The following is a 22670-nucleotide window of genomic DNA, read 5'->3' as shown; positions in this document are numbered from 1 at the left end:
GATGAAGTTATGCCGGGTTGGCCTGACGATATTTCTTAACGGCATCCATGGCTTTCTGGATATGCGCGTCAGGGTTTTTATCGGTGTAGCTCAGCAGGATTTTCCCATCGGGCGCGATGACGTAAGAGGTGCGGTCTGACACCTTCTGCCCCTTCATCTCCATCGTGCTCTTATACTCTGCGGCCACTTTCGCACCCGGATCGGCGGCAACGGTAAACTTGTCACGGCACTCAAGCTGAGAGAACTTCGCAATCTGATCGGTGTTACCCGCGGTCACGCCAATGACGGTCGCACCCAGTTTACTGAACTCGTCGGTCGCTTCAGCAAAATCGTGCGCTTCCAGCGTACAGCCCGCACTGAAGGCCGCAGGGAAAAAGTAGAGCACAACCGGGCCTTTTTTCAGGGCCTGTTGCAGTGAAAAGGTGGTGGATTTACCCGCGAGGGCCGCATCCAGTTTAAAATCTGGCGCTTTCTCTCCAGCCTGTAATGCCGCAAAGGCGGAGGTTGCCGGAACACTCAGGGCCAGCAGCGTCGCGACAGCCAGGGTTTTCAGGGTCTTTTTCATTGGCTTTACTCTCTCTCCATTGACGATCAGACGGGGTTGTCTGACGTCCCTGTAAACAGGTTCGTTCAAAAACGGAAAAAGTTGCGGCGTCTGAAAATTTTTTTATCGTTTTTTTAATCCACTGTTATCTGCCGGTTATGCAAACAGAGCGTGTCACAAGCTGAATCGAGTAAAGCCAGGCCAGTTCAATTTCACAAAATCCGTCGTGATTATTCATTTTCGGACGCTTTTTATGTGATTCAGCCCGCATTACTGTCGCTAAAACAGAGCCATTTCACGTCAGGTGAGCATCGTCACGTTTCTTTTAACCTTCAGTCAGTAAATTTTACTTATGTTATGAAAAAACGATTCAGCTAACGGAGCGATGAATGAAGATTAAACTGGCGTTAACGGTACTGGCGGTGCTGGTTTCAGGTTCTGCTGCGGCAAAAACCTGGGTGCTGACGAGTGCTGAACAGGGCACTGAGCAGGGAAACTGGCAGATTTCCAGCGGTGAGCTGAAGTTGCAGGGCAAACCGTTCAGCATCGAACAGAAAGTGCTTCATGGCGGTAAGCAGGAGGGCAGTAAGATCCTGACGATTCGCAGTCAGGATGGCCTGACCATTACGCTGAGTCCGACCCGCGGGATGAATCTGTTGCGCGTGGAAGGATTTGGTTCCCGTATGGGCTGGGACTCTCCCGTGAAAGAGGTGGTCAACCCGGCTTACATCAACCTTGAAAGCCGTAATGGCCTGGGCTGGCTGGATGGCTTTAATGAGATGATGGTGCGCTGCGGCTATGAATGGACCGGTCATCCGGTGACGGACGAAGGGCGCATTTATACGCTGCACGGCAAAGCCGGTAACACACCTGTCTCTCAGCTGGAAGTTGAAGTGGCTGATGCGGCACCCCATGAGATCCGCATTCGGGGTCTGATTAAAGAGAGCACTTTTAAGAAAGCCGATTTGCAGACCCTGACCGAACTGCGCTATGTGCCGGGCAGTAACAGCTTCAGCCTGCATGATGTGCTGACCAACCATGCTGACTATCCGCACGACTATCAGATCATCTATCACAGCAACTTCGGCACGCCGATTCTGGAAGAGGGCGCACGCTTCCTGGCACCGATGTCCGGCATTAGTCCGTTCAACGACTATGCCAAAGCCGGATTAAAAGAGTGGCAGACCTATAAAGGTCCGACCAAAGATTTTGATGAGATGGTGTTTAACATCAAGCCGCTGTCGGACAGCAATCACCAGACCGTTGCCGCAGTCATCAATAAAGCCGGGACGGGCGGTGCCTCAATTCAGTTTGATACCCGCCAGCTGCCGATGCTGACCCTGTGGAAAAATACCGACACCCTGAAACAGGGTTATGTCACCGGCATTGAACCCGGTACCAGTTATGCCTATCCGGTGACGATTGAACGTGAGCAGAAGCGCGTGAAGCAGCTGCAGCCGGGTGCCAGCACCGCGTTTGATCTGACTTACACCCTGCTGCACAGCAGCGAGCAGGTCAGTGACGTAGAGAAACGCATCAGCAGCATTCAGGGCGAGACGAAGATTGACGAGAGTGAGACGCCGATCGCGAAAGAGTAACGCGTGATTCTGACCCCGGCTAAATTGCCGGGGTTTAACGTTATGTATCAGCAGTGCCATTGCGCGAGCACACCGTTGGCCGATGCAAAGTTACTTATTCGGCAAAATTGCCGGAACTCATGAAGCCGAAAGTTGATGGGGAAAGATAACTCTGAAATACTAATAGTTATTAACTGATAGTAACCCGGAGGGAGTGTCATCATGCCAACAAGCGTAGCCCTAAGCCCTTATTTTGAAGCATTTATACGAGACCAGATAGAAAGCGGGCGATATAACAACACCAGTGAAGTGATCCGTGCGGGACTCAGAGCGCTTGAAGAACGTGAGCAACAGATGAAACTTGATGCTCTGCAAAAAGCAGTCAGCGCTGGCATAGAGAGCGGCGAGAGTAAAAACGCGGAAGAGGTGTTTAGTCGCCTTTCGCAGAAATATCGGCGGCAGGCCGAAGGTGGTAAAGCGTAATGAAACTGGGTCTGTCGCCTCTGGCAGAACAGGATCTGGAGGCCATCGGTGACTATATTGCGCAGGATAACCCGATTCGTGCGATAAGTTTTACGGAAGAACTGTATCAGCAGTGTCTGTTGATAGCGGAGTCACCAGCTATCTACCGGGAAAGACCGGAACTGGGTCAGAGCGTCAGAAGTTGTGCTTACGGACGATATCTTATTGTGTTCAGGGTGATGGATTACGAAGTACGTATAGAAAGATTTCTGCATAGCTCACGGGATGTTATTACGCTTTTATCTGAGCGGGAGCCGCCAGAAAGCTAATTTTGACCGGACTAACTGAGTACATCACCGCTGAAATTAATCATAAAAACTCTTCCGGAGTAGTGACGCTACTGCCTCCATGTGATTAAAGAACCTGAACAGGAGGTGAGTTGATGTCGCATCGCCCCCCCTGAATGTCTTAGAGACTTTATTTAACATAAGATAGATTATGCGCATATGAGTGTCGGTAAGGTTAAGTACCTGCTCAGGCACATCAAGGGTGTTTTTTATCGTGATTAAGCCAGCCAAAGTCAGGAAGTCACAGGAAGGAAATAATGATGGCTGGCTGAGTTGCTCTATTCCCAGCCCAATTCATGATAACTTCTGCTATCCTGGTCAGGAAAAGACGTGCTATATCGACCCCAGCCCATATATTCATAATAGCGTGTCATTGCTTCATAATGGCTGACAGCATCAACTTCCCATACAAGTTTTGCACCTGATTCTAATAACGATCTTGCATTGTTTCCCCGAACGCCTTTCAGACAAAAGGTCTGACATCCATCAGGCTCGACCCAGAGTTCATGTATCAATGGCCACCTTCCTTTTAATTCATCAATCCTGGCAATCATTTCATAACAGCGTTTGAATTAACAGGCAGTCATGCGCTTCAGACGAACCTCTCAGGTTCGTTTGCATCCTGTACGTTGTTTATCGATTTTCTGCATCAGCGGTTCACGTCCGTCAGAGGGTAACTTATGAAGCAGAAGAGATGCATCGGCGGGTGCGGGACGATCACTGGCTTCATCTCTCTGGCGACCCCGCCAGTGCAGAGGGCCAGAGGATCAAAGCAAACCTTGTCGAAGGATTATGGCCCTGCGATGCAGACTGGCGGGCGTTAGTGGCTTTCCGCACGCAGCAAATCTTTGAGCGCGGCTGGCGTGCCCTGATTTCACAGTCTGCCGTAAAAAGTCATCCGCGCGGTTTCGGATAGCGCAATGCCGGGCTGCGTGTTGTAAGCCAGCACCGCCAGCATGCGGGTCACCTCACCTTCGGTCGGGGTCACGCGGTGCAGGGCGTTGCGCCCGCGAAACAGCACCAGATCGCCGGGCTCAATCGCCAGGGCCTCGACCGGCTGGCGTTCATCCAGCACCGCCGCGACGCCTGCATAATTCATCTCACCGGCATCGGCATCCCGCAGATCCTTCACATACTGAAACACCCCGCCCGCCTGCGGTTTTTGCACCAGCAGGGTGATAGCAAAAGAGGAGTTGTCAAAGTGCCAGCCCAGCTCCTGGCCGTGAGGCGCATAATGCAGGTTGATCGACGAAAGCGGATCGGCATAGGGATAGAGCGCGTCCTCTCCCAGCACGTCGCACAGGAACTGTTTGAACAGCTCATCCGTATAAAGCTGACGCAGCGGGGAGTCGGTCGCGATAGCGTCATCGGTAATGCAGCCTTTGGTGCTGATCACGTCACGATTGCGCGGATGATCGGCGCTGAAGGCCGCATCAGGTTTCATCAGATAAACGTTATGTTTGCTGAGCGTGTGATAAGCCAGGTGACGCTGGGCGTTGCCCTCCTGAACTATCGCTTCCAGAGCGGCGGTCTGTAAGAACTGACGCAGGACCAGCGCGCCAGCGTGGTTCAATTGTTCACGACAGCGGTGACGCCAGCCACGATCGGCCAGCGGATGAAGATCAAGACGAACCAGGGAGTCAGTCATAGCAACAGTTCTCATCATGAGCAGGAGTAATGCTACTCTACCTGTCGCCTGGTAAGCCTGTGTAACGATAAAAACTTAATACCCTGATAAGGAAGCGTTAATGCCTGCCCACTCACCCCGGTTGCCCAAAATCAGTGTTATCCAGTCCTTCAAAGTGGCCGCCGAACTGGGCAGCCTGGCGAAAGCGGCGGCCCAGCTGGCATTGACGCCGGCGGCGGTGAGCCAGCAGATTCGTCAGCTGGAGGAGCAGCTCGGCAGCGCGCTCTTTTTACGCACCCAGAGCGGCGTGATGCTGACTGACACCGGCAAGGCCTATCTGCGTTACGTCACCGAAGCCTTTGATATTCTGCACCTGGGCCAGCAGAATATCCGCCATGCAGCGAAAGCGCCGACACTCACGCTCTATGCCTTACCCGCGCTGGCGTCCAAATGGCTGTTGCCCCGGCTGGCGAGCTGGCGCGCCTGTTGCCCCGATAGCGATCTGTCGTTACACGGCACGCACGCGCAGGTTGATTTCACAGCGATGCCTGCAGACTTCGTCATCTGCTTTGGCGAAGATCGCTATCCGCAGCTGGACAAACAGTGGTTATTCCATGATGAGGTGCTGCCGGTTGCCAGCCCCGCCTTACTCCAGCGCTATACGCCAGAAACGATCTTCCGTAAGGCACCTTTAATTCACCTCGACTGGGGCAATGAGGGCCGGTTCCTGCCAGACTGGCGAAGCTGGTTTCAGGCCAGAGGCGTGGACGAACCGGCTCCGCAGCCCGCATTCAGTTTCAATCTGACCTCGCTGGCGATTGATGCTGCCGTGGCGGGGGCCGGTCTGCTGCTGGGGCAGCGCCGCCTGATCGCGGCGGAGCTGGCGCGGGGCGAACTGGTGATCGTCGACGATTTCAGTCTGCCGCTGAGCAAACCCTATTATCTTGCCTGGCCGCAGCGCACGCTGAGTCAGCCGGGCAGCGAGGCGCTGATTACCTGGCTGCGTGAAGCGGGCGCAGGCTAAGGAGCGTTCTGCGTGACAGGTGACACTGTCACGCAGGGCTGTTAAGACCGATCTTCAAGGATGATGGCCACCCGCTGTCCTGCCCGCACAGCGCTGCCCGGCTGCACGCTGACCTGCTGAATCACCCCGTCACAGGGGGCCAGCAGCGGAATCTCCATTTTCATCGATTCCAGCACCACTAGTGTATCGCCCGCCTTCACGCGGCACCCCGCTGCCGTCTGAACCTGCCACAGGTTGCCGGAAACCGGACTTTCGACGCCCTGCTCCCCGGCCTCAAGCGGCGCGTCTCCCGTTTCCGCCACCTCACTCTCCTGCGTGGTGTAATGTGCCTGCCCGCTGGCTATCCACCGGTCACGCTCAGCATTGAACGCCTGTTGCTGATGTTGACGAAACGCGCTGATGCTCCCGGCTTCACGGTCGAGGAAATGCTGATATTCCGCCAGCCGCAGCGTGCCCTGCTCTATGCGCAGTGGATAGCGTCCTACGGGAAAATCGCGACGGATCTGCAGCAGCTCATCAGCCGAAACCGGATAGAAACGAATCTGGTCGAAAAAGCGCAGCAGCCAGGGCTTACCTCCAAAATCGGCGACATCGCGATAGCGATTCCACATCTGCAGCGTGCGGCCAACAAACTGATAGCCGCCAGGCCCTTCCATGCCGTAGACACAGAGATAAGCCCCGCCAATGCCCACCGAGTTTTCGGCTGTCCAGGTGCGTGCCGGATTGTATTTCGTGGTGACCAGACGATGGCGGGGATCCAGCGGTGTGGCGACGGGCGCGCCGAGATAGACGTCGCCCAGCCCCATCACCAGATAGTGGGCATCAAACACCGTCTGCCATACGGCCTGCTTATCCGGCAGATCGTTGATCCGGCGGATAAACTCCAGGTTGTCCGGGCACCAGGGGGCGTCCTGCCGCACGGTGGTCATATATTTTTCGACCGCTTTCTGACAGGCGGGATCGTCCCAGGAGAGCGGCAGATGCACCACGCGCGTTGGCACCTGAAGGTCATCACTTGTGCAGACGCTCTCCCACGCCTCCCGCACCCACGCCAGCAGCGCCTCCGGGGTCAGGGTTTCCGGCTGGAAATGGATCTGCAGGGAGCGGATGCCGGGCGTGATATCAACGACCCCCGGACGGGATTGCGCTTCCATCGCCTGCATCAGCGCGTGGATGCGAAAACGCAGCACCAGATCCAGTTCCGGCTCGCCAGCTTCCAGCAGCAGATGCGTATCGCCTGAGAGACGCGCCACCAGACGCTTATCCTTTTCACCGCAGGTCATCACGACAGGCGACGTGAGCGGTGCCGGCTGCCAGGCGATCGCCTGTGGCTCGAGCGTTGCCAGCTCGGCACGTCCTCCTGCGGCCAGTCGGCGGGCGGTGGGAATGTCCACCGCCACAAACTGCACCTTATCACCGGCTTTAAGCTGGCCCAGCTGCCAGAGATCCGCTTCGATGACCGTCACCGGGCAGACGAAGCCGCCCAGACTGGGGCCATCGGGACCGAGAATGACCGGCATGTCGCCAGTGAAATCCACTGCGCCAATCGCGTAAGGATTATCATGAATGTTGGAAGGATGCAGTCCCGCCTCACCCCCGCTCTCGCGGGCCCAGATCGGCTTCGGTCCAATCAGGCGAACACCGGTACGGCTGGAGTTGAAGTGCACTTCCCATTCAGTGGCAAAAAAAGTCCCGATATAGTCGGGCGTAAAAAACTCCGGCGCGCCGTGGGGGCCATAAATTACCCTCAGCGTGCGCACCGCGGCCAGCCCCGTGCAGAGCGAGGCGGGCAGTGCTGTGCCCGTCACGTCTGCCGGGCGCGGTGCCAGGTGAAGCACATCGCCGCTGCGCAGCGCCCGGCCTCCGTGTCCCCCGAACTGGCCGAGCGTAAAGGTGCTTTTGCTGCCCAGATAGTCCGGCACCTGAATTCCGCCGCTCAGGCAGAGGTAGCTTCTGACGCCTGAACCTGCGATCGCGCCCAGCTTCAGCGTTGAGCCCGCCGGAACAGTAAAGACGGTATTCATCGGCTGATCGACCCCATCCAGCGTGACGGGGAGCGGCGCTCCGCAGACCACCGCCTGCACATCGGTATTCAGTTTCAGGGTCGGGCCGTTAAGGGTGATCTCCAGCGCGGCGTCGCCCTCAGCGTTGCCCAGCAGGCGGTTGCCGAAGCGCAGCGCGCGGTCATCCATCGGTCCCGAAGGCGGCACCCCCACCGCCCAGTAGCCCAGACGGCCGGGATAGTCCTGCACGCTGGTCTGGGTTCCGGCACTCAGCACCTCCAGCGTAGCCGCCTGATAACCGAGCTGCTCCAGACAGCGGGTCCAGGGTTCCCCCGTGGTGAATGGCGCAAAAGCCAGTATCTGCAGCAGATAGAGGCGATTGGTCTCCACGCCATATAACCGGGTTTCCGCCAGCGCCTGAGCCAGCGTGGCAATGGCTTGGTCGCGAGTGGGACAGCAGGCGATGGTTTTCGCCAGCATCGGATCGAAAAAGGGCGGCACTTCACTGCCCGCCTCCACCCAGCGGTCGATACGCAGCGTCTTTCCTCCGGCTGGCGGTAAAAAAACATCGGTCAGCAGACCGGGTGATGGCTGAAACTGCCGTCCCGGATCTTCCGCGTAGATCCGGGCCTGAATGGCGTGGCCCTGTGGTTTCAGCGTGGCGGCTAAACGATCCAGCGGCGGGAGCTCCCCGGCGGCCAGTTCTATCATCCACTGCACCAGGTCAACCCCCCACACCTGCTCCGTGACCCCATGTTCGACCTGAAGGCGGGTGTTCACTTCCAGAAAATAGAAGTGCTGCGCCGCGCTGTCATAGACAAATTCCACCGTTCCGGCGCTGCGATAGTTCACCGCTTTGCCCAGCGCGATGGCGGCGGAACAGAGTGCCTCTGCCATTCCGTCAGGCAGATTGGGTGCCGGTGTCTCTTCAATGACTTTCTGATTACGGCGCTGAACCGAGCAGTCACGCACCCCCAGCGCAATCACTCCGCCTTTGCCATCACCGAAAATCTGCACCTCAAGATGACGGGCGCGTTCGATATATTTTTCGAGAAAGACCCCGGCATCGCTGAAGTTGTTCTGGCCAAGACGCTGCACGGTGTCAAACGCGTCGGCGAGTTCATCCTCATCGCGGCAGACGCGCATACCTATGCCGCCGCCGCCTGCGGTGCTTTTCAGCATGACCGGATAGCCGACCTGGGCCGCTGCCCGGCGGGCTTCATGGCGGTCCGCCAGCAGTTCACTTCCCTCCAGCAGCGGAACGCCTTCGGCTTTCGCCAGCGCGCGTGCCGTGTGTTTCAGGCCGAAAGTACGCAGCTGCTGCGGCGTGGGGCCGACAAAAATCAGGCCCGCCGCCTCGCACGCCTCGGCAAAGGCGGCATTTTCCGAGAGGAAACCGTAGCCGGGGTGGATCGCTTTCGCCCCGCTCTGCCGTGCGGCGGCGATGATCTTCTCCGCCACCAGATAGGTTTGCGCGGCGGGCCCGTCGCCCAGGCTGATCGCGCTATCCGCCTCACGGATATGCAGGCTGCTCAGGTCAGCCTCAGAGTAAACGGCGACGCCTTTCACCTGCATGGCGTGCAGGGTACGCAGAATGCGGCAGGCGATCGCGCCGCGATTGGCAATCAGTAACGTATCAAACATAGGTGATGCTCACAGGGAGGCGGGTCGTCCCGCAGAATTCGCTATTCCCTGGGGCCGTCCCCGGGGATGACCGGCACCTGAACAGTGCAGCGGCGGTAGAGGCAGACAGGCGATCGATCAGAGCGGGAATGTCAGGCCCGGCTGTCGCGCTGTCAGATGCAGATTCAGTTCCACACCAGCACCTCTGCAGGCGTCGGGTTCCAGCCGTTGCAGGGGTTATTGAGCTGGGGACAGTTCGAGATGAGCACCATCACGTCACACGCCGCGATCAGATCAACATATTTGCCGGGGGCTGACAGTCCATCTTCAAAGGTCAGCCGCCCTTCCGGCGTCACCGGAACGTTCATAAAAAAGTTGATATTGGCGCCGATATCGCGCTTGTGGAGGCGGCCATCATGCAGGCAGGCGCAGAGAAAGTTATCCCGGCAGCTATGCATGTAGCGCTTATCGTGGGCATAGCGCACCGTGTTGCTCTCCTGGGAGCAGGCCCCGCCCAGGGTGTCGTGGCGTCCGCAGGTATCGGCAACCAGGGTCAGCAGCGGATTACCGAGATTGGAGTAGAGCACGCTGCCGGTAGTCAGATAGACCTTTCCCTGACGACGCAGGGTACGCTGGGGATCGTAACGCTCGCGGGGGTTATCGGCGCGATAGAACAGGGTATCGATCGCCTGGTTACCTTCGAGATCGAGCAGCCGCAGCCGCTGCCCTTTTTTGACCTCGAACAGACAGGGCTCCCCGGCCGGGATCACATGACGCCAGACTGCCGTTTCAGGATGATAATCAGGGGTAATCGCTGTCATCACAGCCTCCTTACAGGGAAAAGTGTTGGGTGTTTTGCATGGCGCGCTGATTTTCATCGCGGGTGAAAATGGCGTCGCTGAGGGCCTGACCCGCATCGGCCTGATACCAGTTCAGCTGAATCGGGCGCGGCAGATACTGAGTGGCGGGATCCTGAGGGTGAGGCAGCGCGGTCAGGACGATCAGCACGTCCATTGGCGCATACAGCTCAACGAAATCGCCGGGCTGACTGTTGCCTGAAATGAAGGCAAAGCGCCCCGCCTCATCCACCGTGACTTTGCTGAAAAAGTTCACCACCATCAGCAGGTCTTCCAAGCCGAGATCCCATTTGCCCATCTCCACCAGCAGGTTATCGACGCCGTTACGGTAGAAACCGTTGCGCAGTTCCTGATAGCGTCCGCTGCCGTACTTGTCGTGCGTCTCGGTGGCGTTAAGGACGCCGCCGAACGGGTCATGCCAGCCGCAGCTGTCCGCCACGATAGCCGCCAGGACGCGACCCATATCAGAGTAAAAACAGTGGCCGGTGGTCAGCCGCGCGGTGTGCTGACCCTTGAGGGTGTCGGGCAGGTTCAGCCGTTCACTTTTTTCGTGCGGATTGAGCATCATGGCGCTGACGTTAGCCCCGCCGTTGATATCGGTCAGGCGCAGGATCCCGCCCTTACGCAGGATCAGCGAGGTATGCGCGCCGCCAGGAAGCTGCTCTTCGCGCAGGCTGGGGCCGGAGTGAAAAAGTGCCGTCATTGAGCGTTCTCCTTTAAGGGGTAAATGTTGTCTTTGCGGCCGGTCGCCAGCTGGGACAGCCGCGTTTCGTTGAGCGGAATGTCATAGGTGATACGCGCCCCCCACGCATTGGGTGCCTGGGGATCGAGGCGCACCTTGTCAAAAACCAGCAGCCGGGTGCCCAGGTTGAACCCTTCGGCAAGGTCGTGCGTGACCATAAAGACGTTCATGCGGGTTTCGCTCCAGAGCTGAAGCAGCAGGGCGTGCATATCTTTGCGGATGCCGGGGTCGAGTGCGCCAAAGGGCTCATCCAGCAGCAGCACCCGTGGCTGCATGACAAACGCCTGGGCAATCGCCAGCCGCTGCTGCATCCCGCCCGACAGCTGCGCCGGATATTTGTCGAGCGCGTGGCTCAGCCCCACTCGCTCCAGCATCTCTCTGGCCTGATGACGCGCCTGACGTTTTCGGGCGCCCAGCAGCCGGCCCCACAGCGGTGACGCCGGCAGTTCCAGACCGATGGTGACGTTATCCAGCACGTTGAGATGAGGAAAAACCGAGTAGCGCTGAAAGACCACGCCGCGACTGCGATCGGGCTCCGCCGGCAGCGGCTCACCATCGAGCGTGATGGTGCCGCGCGTTGGTTGCTCCTGACCGAGCAGCAGTCGTAAGAAAGTCGATTTCCCGCAGCCGGAGGCACCCACCAGCGAGCAGAACTCCCCTTCCCTGACCTGCAGATTGATGCGCTCCAGCACCACGTGGTCGCCATATTCCTGCCAGATGTTTTTGATATCGATAAAACTCATTCCCGGCCTCCTTCCGCCCACGGGAAACAGGCTTTGTGCAGCTGACGCAGCGCCAGATCCATCAGCCAGGCCAGCAGGGTTATCCAGATGACATAAGGAATGATGACGTCCATCGCCATGTAGCGGCGGACGAGGAAGATGCGGTAACCCAGCCCGGCGGTGGCAGAGATGGCTTCGGCGGAGATCAGGAACAGCCACGCCGAACCCAGCAGCAGGCGCAGCGAGGTAATGAGTCGCGACAGCAGCTGGGGCAGCACTACCCGCAATACCACCGTCCAGCTGTTCGCGCCCAGCGTCTGGGCTTTGATGAAAAGCTCGATGGGGATCTCCCGCGCCCGCTGTTCCAGGTCGCGGGCCAGCATCGGGGTGATGCCGATGACGATGAGCATCACTTTTGACAGCTCATCCAGCCCGAAGACGATAAACAGCATCGGCAGCAGCGCCAGCGGCGGGATCATCGACACGACGGTCATAAACGGCGACAGCGCCGCGCGGGTCATGGGAAACACCCCGGCGGCAATACCGATGCCCAGGCCGATCAGCGCAGAGATCATCAGGCCCGTCAGCAGACGGGTGAGACTGATCAGCGTATCCGCCCACAGCAGAAACTCACCGCTGCGTTTATCGGGCGTGAACGCCATCCGGTCAACAGCAGCGATCATCTGCGACAGACCGGGCAGCAGTTTATCCTGCGGGTTTGCTTCCAGCCGCACCGCCGAGCTGATAAACCAGGCGGCGATCAGCAAGACAAACGGCAACAGCATCAGCGTCAGGCGCATTCCCTGTCGGGGATAACGGTTAATGTGGCGCATGGCGTAAGCTCCTCAGCCCGGAATTCAGAGCTGGCCTGCCGCGGCCATCTTCAGATAGCTGTCGTCAAAGCGCAGTCTGATGTTGGCTTTGTCGCCGAGGGTCTGGTTGCCGGGAAAGGCCATACCGATGAAGTCAGCGCTTTGCGCACCCTCGCCGAGTAGCCCCTTATCAAAAGAGAACGCGGCCACGCGCTGCATGGTTTTTGCCAGGTCGGGCGAGGCGACAAAGGCCTCTGTGGCGGCGGGAGTCGGGAACAGATGGGTGGTTTTGAGCTGTGCCTGATAACCGGCGAGGTCAGTGCCGGAATCCGCGGCCATTGCACTCAGCGCCTGGGTATCGCCCGCCTGCATTTTTGCCATCATCTCAAACCATGCACCGGTCAGCGCTTTGCCCAGTGCGGGGTTATCGTGGAGGGTTTCTGTGTTCACGACCATCATATCGATCAGCTCGCCCGGCACGGCGGAGGAGCTGAACACTTCTGTGGTCTGCGGACTCTTTTTGATGACGGAAAGCTGTGGGTTCCAGGCCACTGCGGCTTTGACACCGCTGGTGCCGAAGGCGGAGACGATATCGGCATCGGAGGTGTTCACGACCTTAACATCCTTCTCCTGCAGTCCGGCCTTTTCCAGACCGCGCACCAGCAGATAGTGCGATACGGACAGCGCGGGCAGATAAACCGACATGCCTTTCAGGTCGCTGAGTTTTTTATTCACGCCTTTCAGAACGATGCCGTCGTTACCCTCGGAGTAGCTGCCGGTGATCAGCGCCGTGGAATCGACGCCGCCCGCGGCGGGAATGGTCAGGGCATCCATATTTGTCATGGTGCAGCCGTCGAACTGCCCTGCGGTGTACTGGTTGATCGATTCGATATAGTCATTCAGCTGGACGATATTGATTTTAATGCCATATTTGCTGGCCCATTTATCGATGATTTTTTCATTAGCGATCGTGCCCCAGGGCATCCAGCCCGCATAGATGGTCCAGCAGACGTTGAACTCTTTTTTAACTGCGGCGAAAGAGGGCACACTGGCCAGCAGTGCCAGGGAGAGAATGAGCGTGCGGAGAAGGGAAAATGTCTTCATGGTTGACCTCTGGTTGGCACAAAAAAACGGGAGCAGCGCAAGACACCAGATGGTGCCGCTGTCTCCCGGGCTTTTGTCCCGCCGTGTAACCTCGCAGAGGTCGCCAGCTCTCGGACCAGACATTCACCTGCGTGAACCGGAACCCTAGCCAGCTATTCAGTATCAGTTGTGTAGTGCGCTGCTTACTGAACGGGTTATTGCAATTGGCGTACCAGAATTTAAATTCTATTTAATCATGCACTTATAAAGGCTGTAAAACGGCAGGCCCCGTGATGGTGAGTCAGCAGCGTGCGTTGCACATAATCAGTGCCGGGATTCACTCCTCTTCACGATGCCATTTCTGAGCGCAGGTGAACTCAGCTGTGACGCGCCTCGCCTGTCGCTAAAACAGCGGTTTCAGGATGTGGATATGCAGGCTCTGGCGAATCGCTTATCAGGGAAGTGAATAGCGGCGGCGCTGCGGGCGGGATGAATAACGGCAGCGCGCTGCACCGCCGTTTTGCAAGGGCGTCAAAACTCTTCGGGTTCTCCCGGCAGTGGTTCGGTCAGCGCCTGTCCTTTGACCCCGGCATAGGTAATCACCAGCTCGGCGGGCTCCTCCAGCGTGTAACCGCGGTGCGCACTGTTAACCGTCTCATTCAGCGCTTCTCCGGCGTGGAAGGTACGCTGCTCCCCGCTCGCTTTGTCTTCCACAATCAGGGTGCCTGAAAGGATAAACGCCGCATTTGGCATCGGATGCGTGTGCCACGGCAATGACGTATGGGCAGGCAGTGACAGGCGCATTACGGTCAGTTCCGGCTCGCCGTGCGGATAGGATTCAATGACCTCTCCGTTCCAGGCCTCCCCGCTGCGCATGACTTCAACCGCTTCGATCCCGTTCTTTTCATCTTTTGACATCAGTATTCCCTGTTAACAATCAATGCAATGCTGCGAACCGCAGGCTTTAAGCGTAGAAGAGAATGCGCGTACTGGCTGAGGGGATGTTGACCGGATGAGTGCGCCAGAGGAATAAAACCGCCCGGACAGCCGCGAATGGCATCGGTTAATTCGCGGGCATAAGCCGCCAGCCTGATGAATTAATGAACAATATCCGGTATGTGGTTATAAGATATATCCCTCCGTCAGTTCGCAACCTGACATTTCTGTATTATCTTTGAAGCCATCAATTCTCTGAGGGATTTCTGATAATGAAAGGTTTGTTTGCCGCATTACTGGCCAGTTCTGTTTTATTATTATCCGCCTGTTCTAAAGATGACGATAACAAAGTCAAAGTGGCGATTAATACCGGGCCGGATGAAGCGATCTGGCAGGTGGTGAAACAGGTTGCAAAAGATAAATATCAGCTCGATGTCGAAGTGCTGAACTTCAATGACTATGTACTGCCGAACGAAGCGCTGAATAACAAGGAAGTTGACGCCAACGCTTTCCAGAGCCTGCCTTATCTGGAAGATCAGTCTAAAGAGCGCGGCTATAAATTTGCGGTAGTTGGCAAGACGTTCGTCTTCCCGATTGCTGCCTATTCGCACAAAATCAAGAACATCAGTGAGCTGCAGAATGGTGCGACAGTGACCATCTCTAACGAAGCCACTACCCTGGGACGCAGCCTGCTGCTGCTGCAGGCGCAGGGCCTGATTAAGCTGAAAGAGGGTGTGGGTTATTTACCCACCTCACTGGATATCATCGAAAATCCTAAAAACCTGAAACTGGTTGAAGTGGATACGCCGCAGCTGACCCGCACGCTGGATGATCCGAACGTGGCGTTCTCGATCATTAATACGAACTTCTCGGCTCAGGCAGGATTATCCGCTCACCGCGATGGTTTATTTATGGAGAGCGCCTCTTCGCCTTACGTCAATGCCCTGGTTTCACGCGAAGACAATAAAGACAGCGATAAAATTCAGAAGCTGAAAGCGGCGCTGCAGTCGCCTGAAGTCGCGGCTAAAGCGGAAGAAGTTTATAAAGGCGATGCAATTAAAGGCTGGTAATCGCCCGCAACGCATCCCTGGGATCAAAAAATCAAAAAAGGCCGCGTTCCGATGCGGCCTTTTTTATGTCAGCACAGTATGAGCGGATGCCTGCGCCTTACCCTCTGCCAGTCACGCCGCGCCAGCCCGCCAGGCCAGAGGCACCGCTACGCAGCGGCCCCTTTTGGCTGAGCGGAAAGATGCGCTGCCCACAGGCTTGCCACCCATTTAACCCCTTTTGCAGTAAAACGCGCCTGTGAGAAGGCGTGCTGGTTTTCGCCGGTGCCGGTGTGCAGCGTAAAGTAGCCGGCCTGCAGATGGTAATGCTGCGGCGTCAGGGTACCTTTGGCGCGGTACATGATATTGCGCTCCAGCAGAAACTGACGAAACTCCGGCTCTTTCGCTTTCAGCATTTTGCAGAGCTGACGAAAGCCCAGCGAGTCATCCACCTGAACGAAGTTATCAAAGAAGGCGGCCTTAGGCGCGGAGAGAGCCAGCTGCTGCTCCGCCGCCTGACGCTGTTCAAACTGTTCAGCCCAGGCACGTGCAGCCTCAGCCGGGTTGGTAAAGTCCGGCAGATGGGTGGTTCTTTCCCGGTCCTGCCAGCGATCCAGCACTTCGGCCGTAAAGCCTGGCGACAGGCGTGCCACGGCCAGCAGGGAGTCACGCTTGCTCAGGCGGTACTCCTGACGCACCTCCCCTTCGCGCTCATAGTCATTCACTTTGAGCGGCTGAGAAAGACGCTGAGCCGTTTCCAGACTTTTGATTAACCGCTTCACTTCTCCATGTGTAATACCGGTCATCTGAGCCAGCTCACGGCTGCTCATTGTGACCGATTGTTCCAGAGATTTGAGGCTTTCAGTCGAAATCATCATGGGTTCACCCCTCGCTAACGCTACCAATACCCGGCGGGTAGTCCATTTATTATACAAAATACTGTTCAGATATCCAGTATTTTATTTAAGCAGTTTCATAACCGGAAGCTGTTACGCAAACCGGGCGGTGAAAGTGATTTTGCGGGCAGGATCAGGCGTCTGAACGGCTCTGGCGGTTGTCTCACAGGGTTTAATGCCCGCAAAGAGAGGAAAGGTCATTCACACATAATGACAATGGTGGACACAGGCTGTTTACATTACAGTATAGTGATGAGAGTCAGCAGGTTACCGGCCTGTCCGGCTTAACGTTTCATCCGGGGTTCAGGGACGTCATCGCGCTCATTACCACGGGATATTACCTTTTACTGGAGTAAGTCATGCAGCCGTTGAAAGTCGCCTTTATTAAAGCTAACTGGCATAGCGAAATCGTTTCTCAGGTTCTGACCGGATTTGAACAGGAGCTGGAGAGCCGGGGAACCTCCTATGAGCTCAAAACCTGGGATGTGCCAGGCGCCTTTGAGATGCCGCTGCTGGCACAGCGTCTGGCGCAGACCGGCAACTTTGATGCGATTGTCTGCGCGGCGCTGGTCGTGGATGGCGGCATCTATCGCCATGATTTTGTGGCTCAGGCGGTGGTAAGTGGTCTGATGCAGGCCCAGCTGGCCACCAACGTGCCGGTCTTCTCGGTCTCTCTGACGCCGCATAACTTCCAGCCTTCGGCGGAGTTTATCGACTTCTACACCCAGCACTTCGTGAAAAAAGGTCAGGAAGCGGCCCGTGCCGTCTGCCAGATCCACGCGCTTGAACTTTAATATGGCCGTAACTCAGCCCGGGAGCGATAACATCCGGGCCTTTGTGCCGTTAAGGAGAAACATTGGAAACTTCACGTCCGCCCTTACCCCCTTTTACCCGGCCTGAAGAGGCGGCAGAGAAAGTACGTCTGGCTGAGGATGGCTGGAACAGCCGCGATGCCGGGCGGGTAGCCCTGGCCTATTCTGTGGACAGCCAGTGGCGCAACCGCGATACCTTCCTGACCGGCCGCAGTGAGATCATCGCCTTTCTGGAGCAAAAATGGCAGCGGGAGCAGCAGTACCGGCTGATAAAGGAGCTGTGGAGTTTCGATCAAAACCGGATAGCGGTGCGCTTTGCCTATGAATGGCACGATGAGCGGCGGCAGTGGTATCGCTCTTACGGCAATGAGAACTGGGCGTTTGACGAGCAGGGTCTGATGAAGCAGCGCTTTGCCAGCATCAACGATCTGAAAATCAGCGAAGCGCAGCGGCTTTTCCACTGGCCGCAGGGACGCCGGCCTGACGATCACCCTTCCCTGAGTGAACTCGGCTTATAACGCGGCGCGTTCAGCGGAGAGCGTTGCTCTCCGCTATCCTCTGCTCAGCCCTGCTCGTCCTTATTCTCGACAAAGGTGGCTTTGTTGCGGGTGACCGTATAGGCCACTTTCTTGACGTCCTGAGGTGACGTGGTCACTTCCACCGGTGCGATGGTGACGCGCCCCATCCCGAACAGCGTCGGTACATAACCGCCAATCTGGTGTTTTCCGGCCGGAACGTGCAGCAGCATGCTTTCGCCATTCGGTAATTTACCGGCATCTTTGCCATCTACCGTCAGGAAGACGCTTGAACCATCATCGGCACGGGTTTTAATGTGTGAGACATCAATCTGCGTCGGACCCGCAGCAAATTCATCTGGCGTATCGCTGGGCGTCTGTTTCGCACAGCCGGTTAATAACGCAGCAACCGTCAACGCGGCGAAGGTAAAACGATAAGGCATTGGGCACTCTTTCTCCTGATCATCAGAACCCCATATTTTAGTCGTTTGCCTGGCAGATAAAAGAGGAGGAGAGATCGGTATCCTCTTAAAAAAGTTAAAATATCCCTGGATTGCCCGGTATAGTTGCGTAAAGAATTTTTACTGAATAAATAAACAGTCTTTTTTTTCACGGGCCGCAGATTTTTTAACCTGCTGATCAGCCTCAATTTACCCGGCTGCTCACGACGAATAAGCGCAGCGTCACGCCGCGTGGCCGCTGTTTTTCCTCCGGATCCCCCCTGTTCATTAGCGGTTATCAGGTTCATAGTAGACGTTCATCCCCGGTTAACCCCGGCGGCCATTCCCTCAACAGAGGGCACGATATGCTTTTTCATACAACGGAAACGGTCTGTGCAATAACCGGCACGCATCCTGCGAACCTGAAGCGCTGGGTGAAGCAGGGGTTACTGACGCCCAGACAACACGCTGAACACTGGAGTGACGCACAGCTCAGTGAAATCCGCACGCTGGTTGACTTAACTGCCACGGGCGCGACGCCTGAGGAGATCAGACAGGGGCAGCAGACCGCCACCTCGATCATGACCCACGGCTGGGCGGCGCGTAAAGGTGACATGCTCTGGCAGCTTGAATTCGGGACACCCCTGTCGCTTTCGCGCCAGATGAACAATATGTCCGGTAACTACAGCGGTGATGACTTCATTATTAATCTGCTGCGCCCTCTGAGTGTCTGGCTTCACGCAGACCGGCGTCAGGGGGCCACACGCCGTCTTGCCCGGTTTGAAAAAACGGTGCAGCAGCAGGCTGACCTGATGATGCGTGACGCGGCGCGAAACCACGCCTCTGTTCCGCTGTTTCTGGAAGCCGTGAGCGTCCTGGACAAAACCGAAATCTGGCTGGAAGCCATTCGTCTGACCGCGATGGGTTTTAGTGTCGAGGTGGATGCCAGTGCCAGCGGACAACCGGCGTTTAACACCGGACGCCATGCGCATCATGTCATGTGGTGTGGTGCCGGCATCAGTCAGGTGATGCAGGACTATTTCAGACAGCAGAGTCAGCAGGGGCATCCCGTCATGCTCAGTGGTCCTGATTGCCGCCTTAGCCTTTCCCGGTCAAACGCCTCAAGCGCTGCCTGACAGCAGGCAGCCTTTCCCCCTCTCCGCTTTTTCCGCGCCAGTGAATATTTTTTTCTGTTAAGAACCGCTTAAGGCGGCTTCGTATACTGTTGTCTCCACCTCCTGACTCATAGATGAGACGACAATGAAAAAGACCTTACTGGCCTTCAGCCTTTGCCTGCTTCCCCTGACCTTCACGGCGGCGCATGCCGACTCTGCGTTAACCGGTTGTGCAGCAAAAAAGCAGGAGATTGAGACGCAGCTCTCCTTTGCCCGACAGCACAATAATTCTCACCAGATTGCCGGGCTGGAAAAAGCGCGGCGTGAAGTTGAAGAGCACTGCACCGAAAGCGGCCTGCTGAAGCAGCGACAGGAAAAAGTGGCCGAAAAGCGCAGTAAGGTTCAGGAGCGTGAACAGGAACTGGCTCAGGCGAAAGCCGAAGAACGCAGTGCCAGCAAAATCCGCAAGCGTGAAGAGAAGCTTGCTGAGGCGCGTCAGGATCTGAAGGAAGCGGAACAGGCGCTGACTCACTAATCTGATAAGGCCAGCCAGCAGCGCTGGCCTCTTATTTTTTATTTTTTCCCGGCTGTTTCCTAACCTGCTGAATAATCACCGCTATTCACCTTTTATCCATTACTTAATGTAATCGGTTGATTACTTATTCTCATGCACTTAATTGGTGCAATAAAGTCAATATCGCGTCGATCAATTCTTTAACTTTTTGAACGCCTTCAAAGAATTGAAAGATAGCGAGTTTTCTCACGCTATGCACAAAATACGCACTTCACGCGCATCATTATTCGCCTTGTGCGGGGTGTAATCAGCAAACTATTCACTTTGTCTGCCCCAGAATGGGGCATAACCCGGTCGGGGCCGGGCGCCTGCCACATCTTATTTGTTTCAGGAGTGTTAGATTATGACGGCGCAAAACAGTACGCGCGTCATCCACGGCTCCACACAATAAATAACTTCATTAAGAAAGGTTTTTTATGGATAAGTTATCTTATGCGTCTGAAAGCAGCACATCTGCCTGGTCAACCTACCTGCAGCAAATCGACCGGGTGGCGCCCTATCTGGGCGATCTTTCACGTTGGATAGATACTTTACGTCATCCCAAGCGGGCACTGATTGTCGACATTCCCCTGCAGATGGATGATGGCTCAATTCGCCATTTTGAAGGGTATCGCGTTCAGCACAACCTTTCACGCGGTCCCGGCAAAGGGGGCATTCGCTATCATCCGGATGTCGACCTTAACGAAGTCATGGCGCTTTCGGCCTGGATGACCATCAAGTGTGCGGCCGTCAACCTGCCCTACGGTGGCGCTAAAGGGGGCATCCGCGTCGATCCTTTTAAACTTTCTGAGGGCGAGCTGGAGCGTCTGACACGCCGGTATACCAGTGAGATTGGCATCATCATCGGGCCGCAGAAAGATATCCCGGCTCCGGATGTCGGCACCAACGGTAAAGTGATGGCGTGGATGATGGACACCTACTCCATGAACCTCGGCACCACCGTCACCGGCGTCGTCACCGGTAAACCCATTCATCTGGGCGGCTCGCTGGGCCGTGAGAAAGCCACCGGCCGCGGGGTGTTTATCACCGGACGCGAAGTGGCGCGTCGCGCAGACATTGAAATTGAAGGTGCCCGCGTGGCGGTTCAGGGGTTTGGTAATGTCGGCAGTGAAGCGGCCCGACTGTTTGACGAGGCGGGCGCGCGCGTGGTGGTGATTCAGGATCACACGGCCACCCTGTTCAATGCCGACGGTATCGACATGGCAGCCCTGACGGAATGGCAGATTGCGCACAAGCAGATCGCCGGTTTCCCGGGCGCACAGAGCATCGAGAAAGAGGCGTTCTGGACGACGGAGATGGACATTCTGATTCCGGCGGCGCTGGAGGGTCAGATTACCCGTGAGCGTGCAGAAGTGCTGAGCTGCAAAATCGTGCTGGAAGGCGCGAACGGCCCCACCTACCCTGACGCCGACGACATGCTCGCTTCGCGCGGCATTATCGTGGTGCCGGATGTGGTCTGCAATGCGGGCGGCGTAACCGTCAGCTACTTCGAATGGGTGCAGGACATGGCCAGCTTCTTCTGGAGTGAAGACGAGATTAATCGTCGCTCAGACAAGATCATGACAGAAGCGATGGTTCACGTCTGGGACAAGTCGAAAGAGAAAGCGTGCTCGCTGCGCACCGCGGCCTACATCGTGGCGTGTGAGCGTATCCTGATGGCGCGTAAAGATCGCGGGATCTATCCGGGCTGATCCCGGTGGCGCTGTTGTCTGCAACAGCGCCATTTCCTCTCTACTTCATCAGCACCTGAAACTGCGGGTTAAACTCATCGAAGATGGGCAGCGCGGCGGCACCCAGCGCGGCGGTATCGCTGCCGGTCATGCCGGTCTTCAGTCGCATCGCATTCAGATAGCGTCCGCGTACCGACTGATAGAGTGGTGGTAACTGCGCAACCATCTGTTCCAGCAACGGCGCGGGCATCATCCCGCCGATAATCACCGCTTCTGCATCAAACACCGACTCCAGAATATTGATTGCCTGGCGCAGTGGCGTCTTTATGCTTTCAATCCAGGCACTGAAACGCGCAGGATCAATCTGCAGCAGGTCGTCAGGCAGCGCCCGCATCGGATCGAGGCCGCAGAACTCATAGGCAGCCTGTAACGAGACATAACGCTCAAGACAGCCCTGATTGCCGCAATAGCAGTCGCGCCCGCCCGGCTCGACCACGATGTGGCCGATCTCACCCGCGTTATGGGCATGGCCGGTGTAGATGTGGCCATCGGTAAAGATCCCCGCGCCCAGGCCGGTGCCGATATAGAGATAGATAAAGGAGTTAAGCTGACGGGCGATGCCATGAAACCGTTCACCAATGGCGGCCACGGTGGCGTCATTCTCCAGCGTCACCGGCAGGCCACTGATCGCGCCAAGTTCAGCTTCAATATCGACCTGCTCCCAGCCGTTCAGGGTGGTCGGTCCCACCGATGAGATGCCCTCTACGCCAAACGGTCCCGGCATCACCACGCCTATGCCTAACACCTTTTGCCACTGCGCGCCGAGAAAGGCCCGCATCTGCGTCAGCACGTCAGCAATGCACGCCAGGGTAGCAGCAGGCTGGGGCTTCTGCACCAGCAGGAGGCGGCGGAAGTGGACTTCGCCGCTGAGATCGACCAGAACCAGCAGCAGGGTCTGGTGATCGAGGTGAATCCCGATCGACCAGGCACTGGTCGGATTCAGCGTGACCGGAATGGAGGGCTGACCACGCCCGCTGCGGCGTGGCTGGCGGCTGGTCAGCAGTTCAGCCTGCTCCAGCTCTGCCACAATGTTGGAGACGGTCTGCGGCGTCAGCGCCGTCAGCCGTGCCAGTTCGGCACGGGTCAGCTCACCATGCAGACGAATCGCTTCAATCACCACACGGCGGTTATGCGCCCGCGCATGTTCAAGGTTGGTGCCTGAGGTTCTCATGTTGTTTTCCCT

23 protein-coding genes, 1 pseudogene and 1 riboswitch are annotated in these 22670 nt (G+C 56.8%); of the genes and pseudogenes, 11 read left to right on the top strand and 13 right to left on the bottom strand.

Annotated features, from left to right (window positions below; translation table 11 throughout):
* Nucleotides 1-7: 7 nt before the first annotated feature.
* Complete coding sequence (locus tag HFD92_RS07325; RefSeq protein WP_009092991.1) at nt 8-565, bottom strand: peroxiredoxin; 558 nt, start codon at nt 563-565, stop codon at nt 8-10.
* Between the two features lie 368 nt (nt 566-933).
* On the opposite strand from HFD92_RS07325, the gene HFD92_RS07320 reads away from it, so the two are divergent.
* The 4 genes and pseudogenes from HFD92_RS07320 to HFD92_RS21770 form a co-directional block, all read left to right on the top strand.
* The gene (locus HFD92_RS07320; protein WP_167428635.1) at nt 934-2142 is read left to right on the top strand and encodes an aldose 1-epimerase family protein; all 1209 of its coding nucleotides are present in this window, start codon (nt 934-936) and stop codon (nt 2140-2142) included.
* Between the two features lie 201 nt (nt 2143-2343).
* Nucleotides 2344-2604: a type II toxin-antitoxin system ParD family antitoxin gene (locus HFD92_RS07315; protein ID WP_009092989.1), complete on the top strand. Its 261-nt coding sequence runs from the start codon at nt 2344-2346 to the stop codon at nt 2602-2604.
* Nucleotides 2604-2912 carry a type II toxin-antitoxin system RelE/ParE family toxin gene (locus HFD92_RS07310; protein WP_167428634.1) on the top strand — a complete coding sequence of 103 codons (309 nt, stop codon included), beginning with the start codon at nt 2604-2606 and terminating at the stop codon, nt 2910-2912. Before HFD92_RS07315 ends, HFD92_RS07310 begins: the two co-directional genes overlap by 1 nt.
* Nucleotides 2913-3606: 694 nt before the next feature.
* Nucleotides 3607-3846: pseudogene (locus HFD92_RS21770) on the top strand (DUF2817 domain-containing protein); the annotation flags it as partial.
* On the opposite strand, the gene HFD92_RS07300 reads toward HFD92_RS21770, so the two are convergent.
* Nucleotides 3805-4578, bottom strand: a complete 774-nt coding sequence (locus tag HFD92_RS07300; protein ID WP_009092982.1) for a 2OG-Fe(II) oxygenase family protein — start codon at nt 4576-4578, stop codon at nt 3805-3807. The pseudogene HFD92_RS21770 and the gene HFD92_RS07300 sit on opposite strands and share 42 nt — an antisense overlap.
* A 100-nt stretch (nt 4579-4678) precedes the next feature.
* Between HFD92_RS07300 and HFD92_RS07295 the strand changes: the two genes are divergently transcribed.
* Nucleotides 4679-5581 carry a LysR substrate-binding domain-containing protein gene (locus HFD92_RS07295; RefSeq protein WP_167428633.1) on the top strand — a complete coding sequence of 301 codons (903 nt, stop codon included), beginning with the start codon at nt 4679-4681 and terminating at the stop codon, nt 5579-5581.
* Nucleotides 5582-5622: 41 nt separating this feature from the next.
* Here the strand turns inward: HFD92_RS07295 and uca are convergent, their stop codons facing one another.
* The 7 genes from uca to HFD92_RS07260 all read right to left on the bottom strand — a co-directional run bounded on the left by uca (nt 5623) and on the right by HFD92_RS07260 (nt 14341).
* Nucleotides 5623-9228, bottom strand: a complete 3606-nt coding sequence (gene uca, locus HFD92_RS07290; RefSeq protein ID WP_167428632.1) for an urea carboxylase — start codon at nt 9226-9228, stop codon at nt 5623-5625.
* Nucleotides 9229-9392: 164 nt separating this feature from the next.
* Entirely contained in the window at nt 9393-10028 is a 636-nt protein-coding gene (locus tag HFD92_RS07285) for an urea amidolyase associated protein UAAP2 (protein ID WP_009092979.1), read from the bottom strand.
* A gap of 10 nt (nt 10029-10038) precedes the next feature.
* On the bottom strand, nt 10039-10767 hold the full coding sequence (locus HFD92_RS07280) for an urea amidolyase associated protein UAAP1 (protein WP_167428631.1): 729 nt from the start codon (nt 10765-10767) through the stop codon (nt 10039-10041).
* On the bottom strand, nt 10764-11549 hold the full coding sequence (locus HFD92_RS07275; RefSeq protein ID WP_167428630.1) for an ABC transporter ATP-binding protein: 786 nt from the start codon (nt 11547-11549) through the stop codon (nt 10764-10766). Before HFD92_RS07275 ends, HFD92_RS07280 begins: the two co-directional genes overlap by 4 nt.
* Nucleotides 11546-12361 (bottom strand): ABC transporter permease, encoded by an 816-nt coding sequence (locus tag HFD92_RS07270; protein WP_009092975.1) that lies wholly within the window; start codon nt 12359-12361, stop codon nt 11546-11548. Before HFD92_RS07270 ends, HFD92_RS07275 begins: the two co-directional genes overlap by 4 nt.
* Nucleotides 12362-12385: 24 nt before the next feature.
* Nucleotides 12386-13444 (bottom strand): putative urea ABC transporter substrate-binding protein, encoded by a 1059-nt coding sequence (locus HFD92_RS07265; RefSeq protein ID WP_140029175.1) that lies wholly within the window; start codon nt 13442-13444, stop codon nt 12386-12388.
* A gap of 60 nt (nt 13445-13504) precedes the next feature.
* Nucleotides 13505-13603: riboswitch (guanidine-I (ykkC/yxkD leader) on the bottom strand.
* Nucleotides 13604-13954: 351 nt separating this feature from the next.
* A complete protein-coding gene (locus HFD92_RS07260) occupies nt 13955-14341 on the bottom strand; it encodes a cupin domain-containing protein (RefSeq protein WP_009092973.1) in 387 nt (128 codons plus the stop codon).
* Nucleotides 14342-14631: 290 nt separating this feature from the next.
* Between HFD92_RS07260 and HFD92_RS07255 the strand changes: the two genes are divergently transcribed.
* Nucleotides 14632-15429, top strand: coding sequence for a MetQ/NlpA family ABC transporter substrate-binding protein (locus HFD92_RS07255; RefSeq protein WP_009092972.1), 798 nt, complete (start codon nt 14632-14634; stop codon nt 15427-15429).
* Between the two features lie 146 nt (nt 15430-15575).
* Here the strand turns inward: HFD92_RS07255 and HFD92_RS07250 are convergent, their stop codons facing one another.
* The gene (locus tag HFD92_RS07250) at nt 15576-16283 is read right to left on the bottom strand and encodes a phage antirepressor KilAC domain-containing protein (RefSeq protein WP_009092970.1); all 708 of its coding nucleotides are present in this window, start codon (nt 16281-16283) and stop codon (nt 15576-15578) included.
* A gap of 377 nt (nt 16284-16660) precedes the next feature.
* Here HFD92_RS07250 and HFD92_RS07245 point away from each other — a divergent pair, with 377 nt between their 5' ends.
* Both HFD92_RS07245 and HFD92_RS07240 read left to right on the top strand, forming a co-directional pair.
* On the top strand, nt 16661-17095 hold the full coding sequence (locus tag HFD92_RS07245; protein WP_167428629.1) for a 6,7-dimethyl-8-ribityllumazine synthase: 435 nt from the start codon (nt 16661-16663) through the stop codon (nt 17093-17095).
* Nucleotides 17096-17157: 62 nt separating this feature from the next.
* A complete protein-coding gene (locus tag HFD92_RS07240; protein WP_009092968.1) occupies nt 17158-17631 on the top strand; it encodes a nuclear transport factor 2 family protein in 474 nt (157 codons plus the stop codon).
* 44 nt (nt 17632-17675) lie between these two features.
* Here HFD92_RS07240 and HFD92_RS07235 read toward each other — a convergent pair whose 3' ends face one another.
* A complete protein-coding gene (locus HFD92_RS07235) occupies nt 17676-18071 on the bottom strand; it encodes a hypothetical protein (RefSeq protein ID WP_046102667.1) in 396 nt (131 codons plus the stop codon).
* Nucleotides 18041-18376 carry a hypothetical protein gene (locus tag HFD92_RS07230; protein ID WP_167428628.1) on the bottom strand — a complete coding sequence of 112 codons (336 nt, stop codon included), beginning with the start codon at nt 18374-18376 and terminating at the stop codon, nt 18041-18043. Before HFD92_RS07230 ends, HFD92_RS07235 begins: the two co-directional genes overlap by 31 nt.
* 57 nt (nt 18377-18433) lie before the next feature.
* Here HFD92_RS07230 and HFD92_RS07225 point away from each other — a divergent pair, with 57 nt between their 5' ends.
* From HFD92_RS07225 to HFD92_RS07215, 3 genes are all read left to right on the top strand, one after another.
* Nucleotides 18434-19204: a MerR family transcriptional regulator gene (locus HFD92_RS07225; RefSeq protein ID WP_167428627.1), complete on the top strand. Its 771-nt coding sequence runs from the start codon at nt 18434-18436 to the stop codon at nt 19202-19204.
* 124 nt (nt 19205-19328) lie between these two features.
* The gene (locus HFD92_RS07220) at nt 19329-19718 is read left to right on the top strand and encodes a DUF1090 domain-containing protein (protein ID WP_046102669.1); all 390 of its coding nucleotides are present in this window, start codon (nt 19329-19331) and stop codon (nt 19716-19718) included.
* 455 nt (nt 19719-20173) lie between these two features.
* Complete coding sequence (locus tag HFD92_RS07215) at nt 20174-21448, top strand: Glu/Leu/Phe/Val dehydrogenase (protein ID WP_009092964.1); 1275 nt, start codon at nt 20174-20176, stop codon at nt 21446-21448.
* Between the two features lie 40 nt (nt 21449-21488).
* Here HFD92_RS07215 and HFD92_RS07210 read toward each other — a convergent pair whose 3' ends face one another.
* Nucleotides 21489-22658: an ROK family transcriptional regulator gene (locus HFD92_RS07210; protein ID WP_167428626.1), complete on the bottom strand. Its 1170-nt coding sequence runs from the start codon at nt 22656-22658 to the stop codon at nt 21489-21491.
* Nucleotides 22659-22670: the final 12 nt, after the last annotated feature.

This window comes from Pantoea sp. EKM101V (genome assembly GCF_011800325.1).
Classification (GTDB): Bacteria; Pseudomonadota; Gammaproteobacteria; order Enterobacterales; family Enterobacteriaceae; genus Pantoea; species Pantoea anthophila.
The sequence above is the reverse complement of the archived record's forward strand: the minus strand, read 5'-3'. Positions and strand labels throughout refer to the sequence as shown.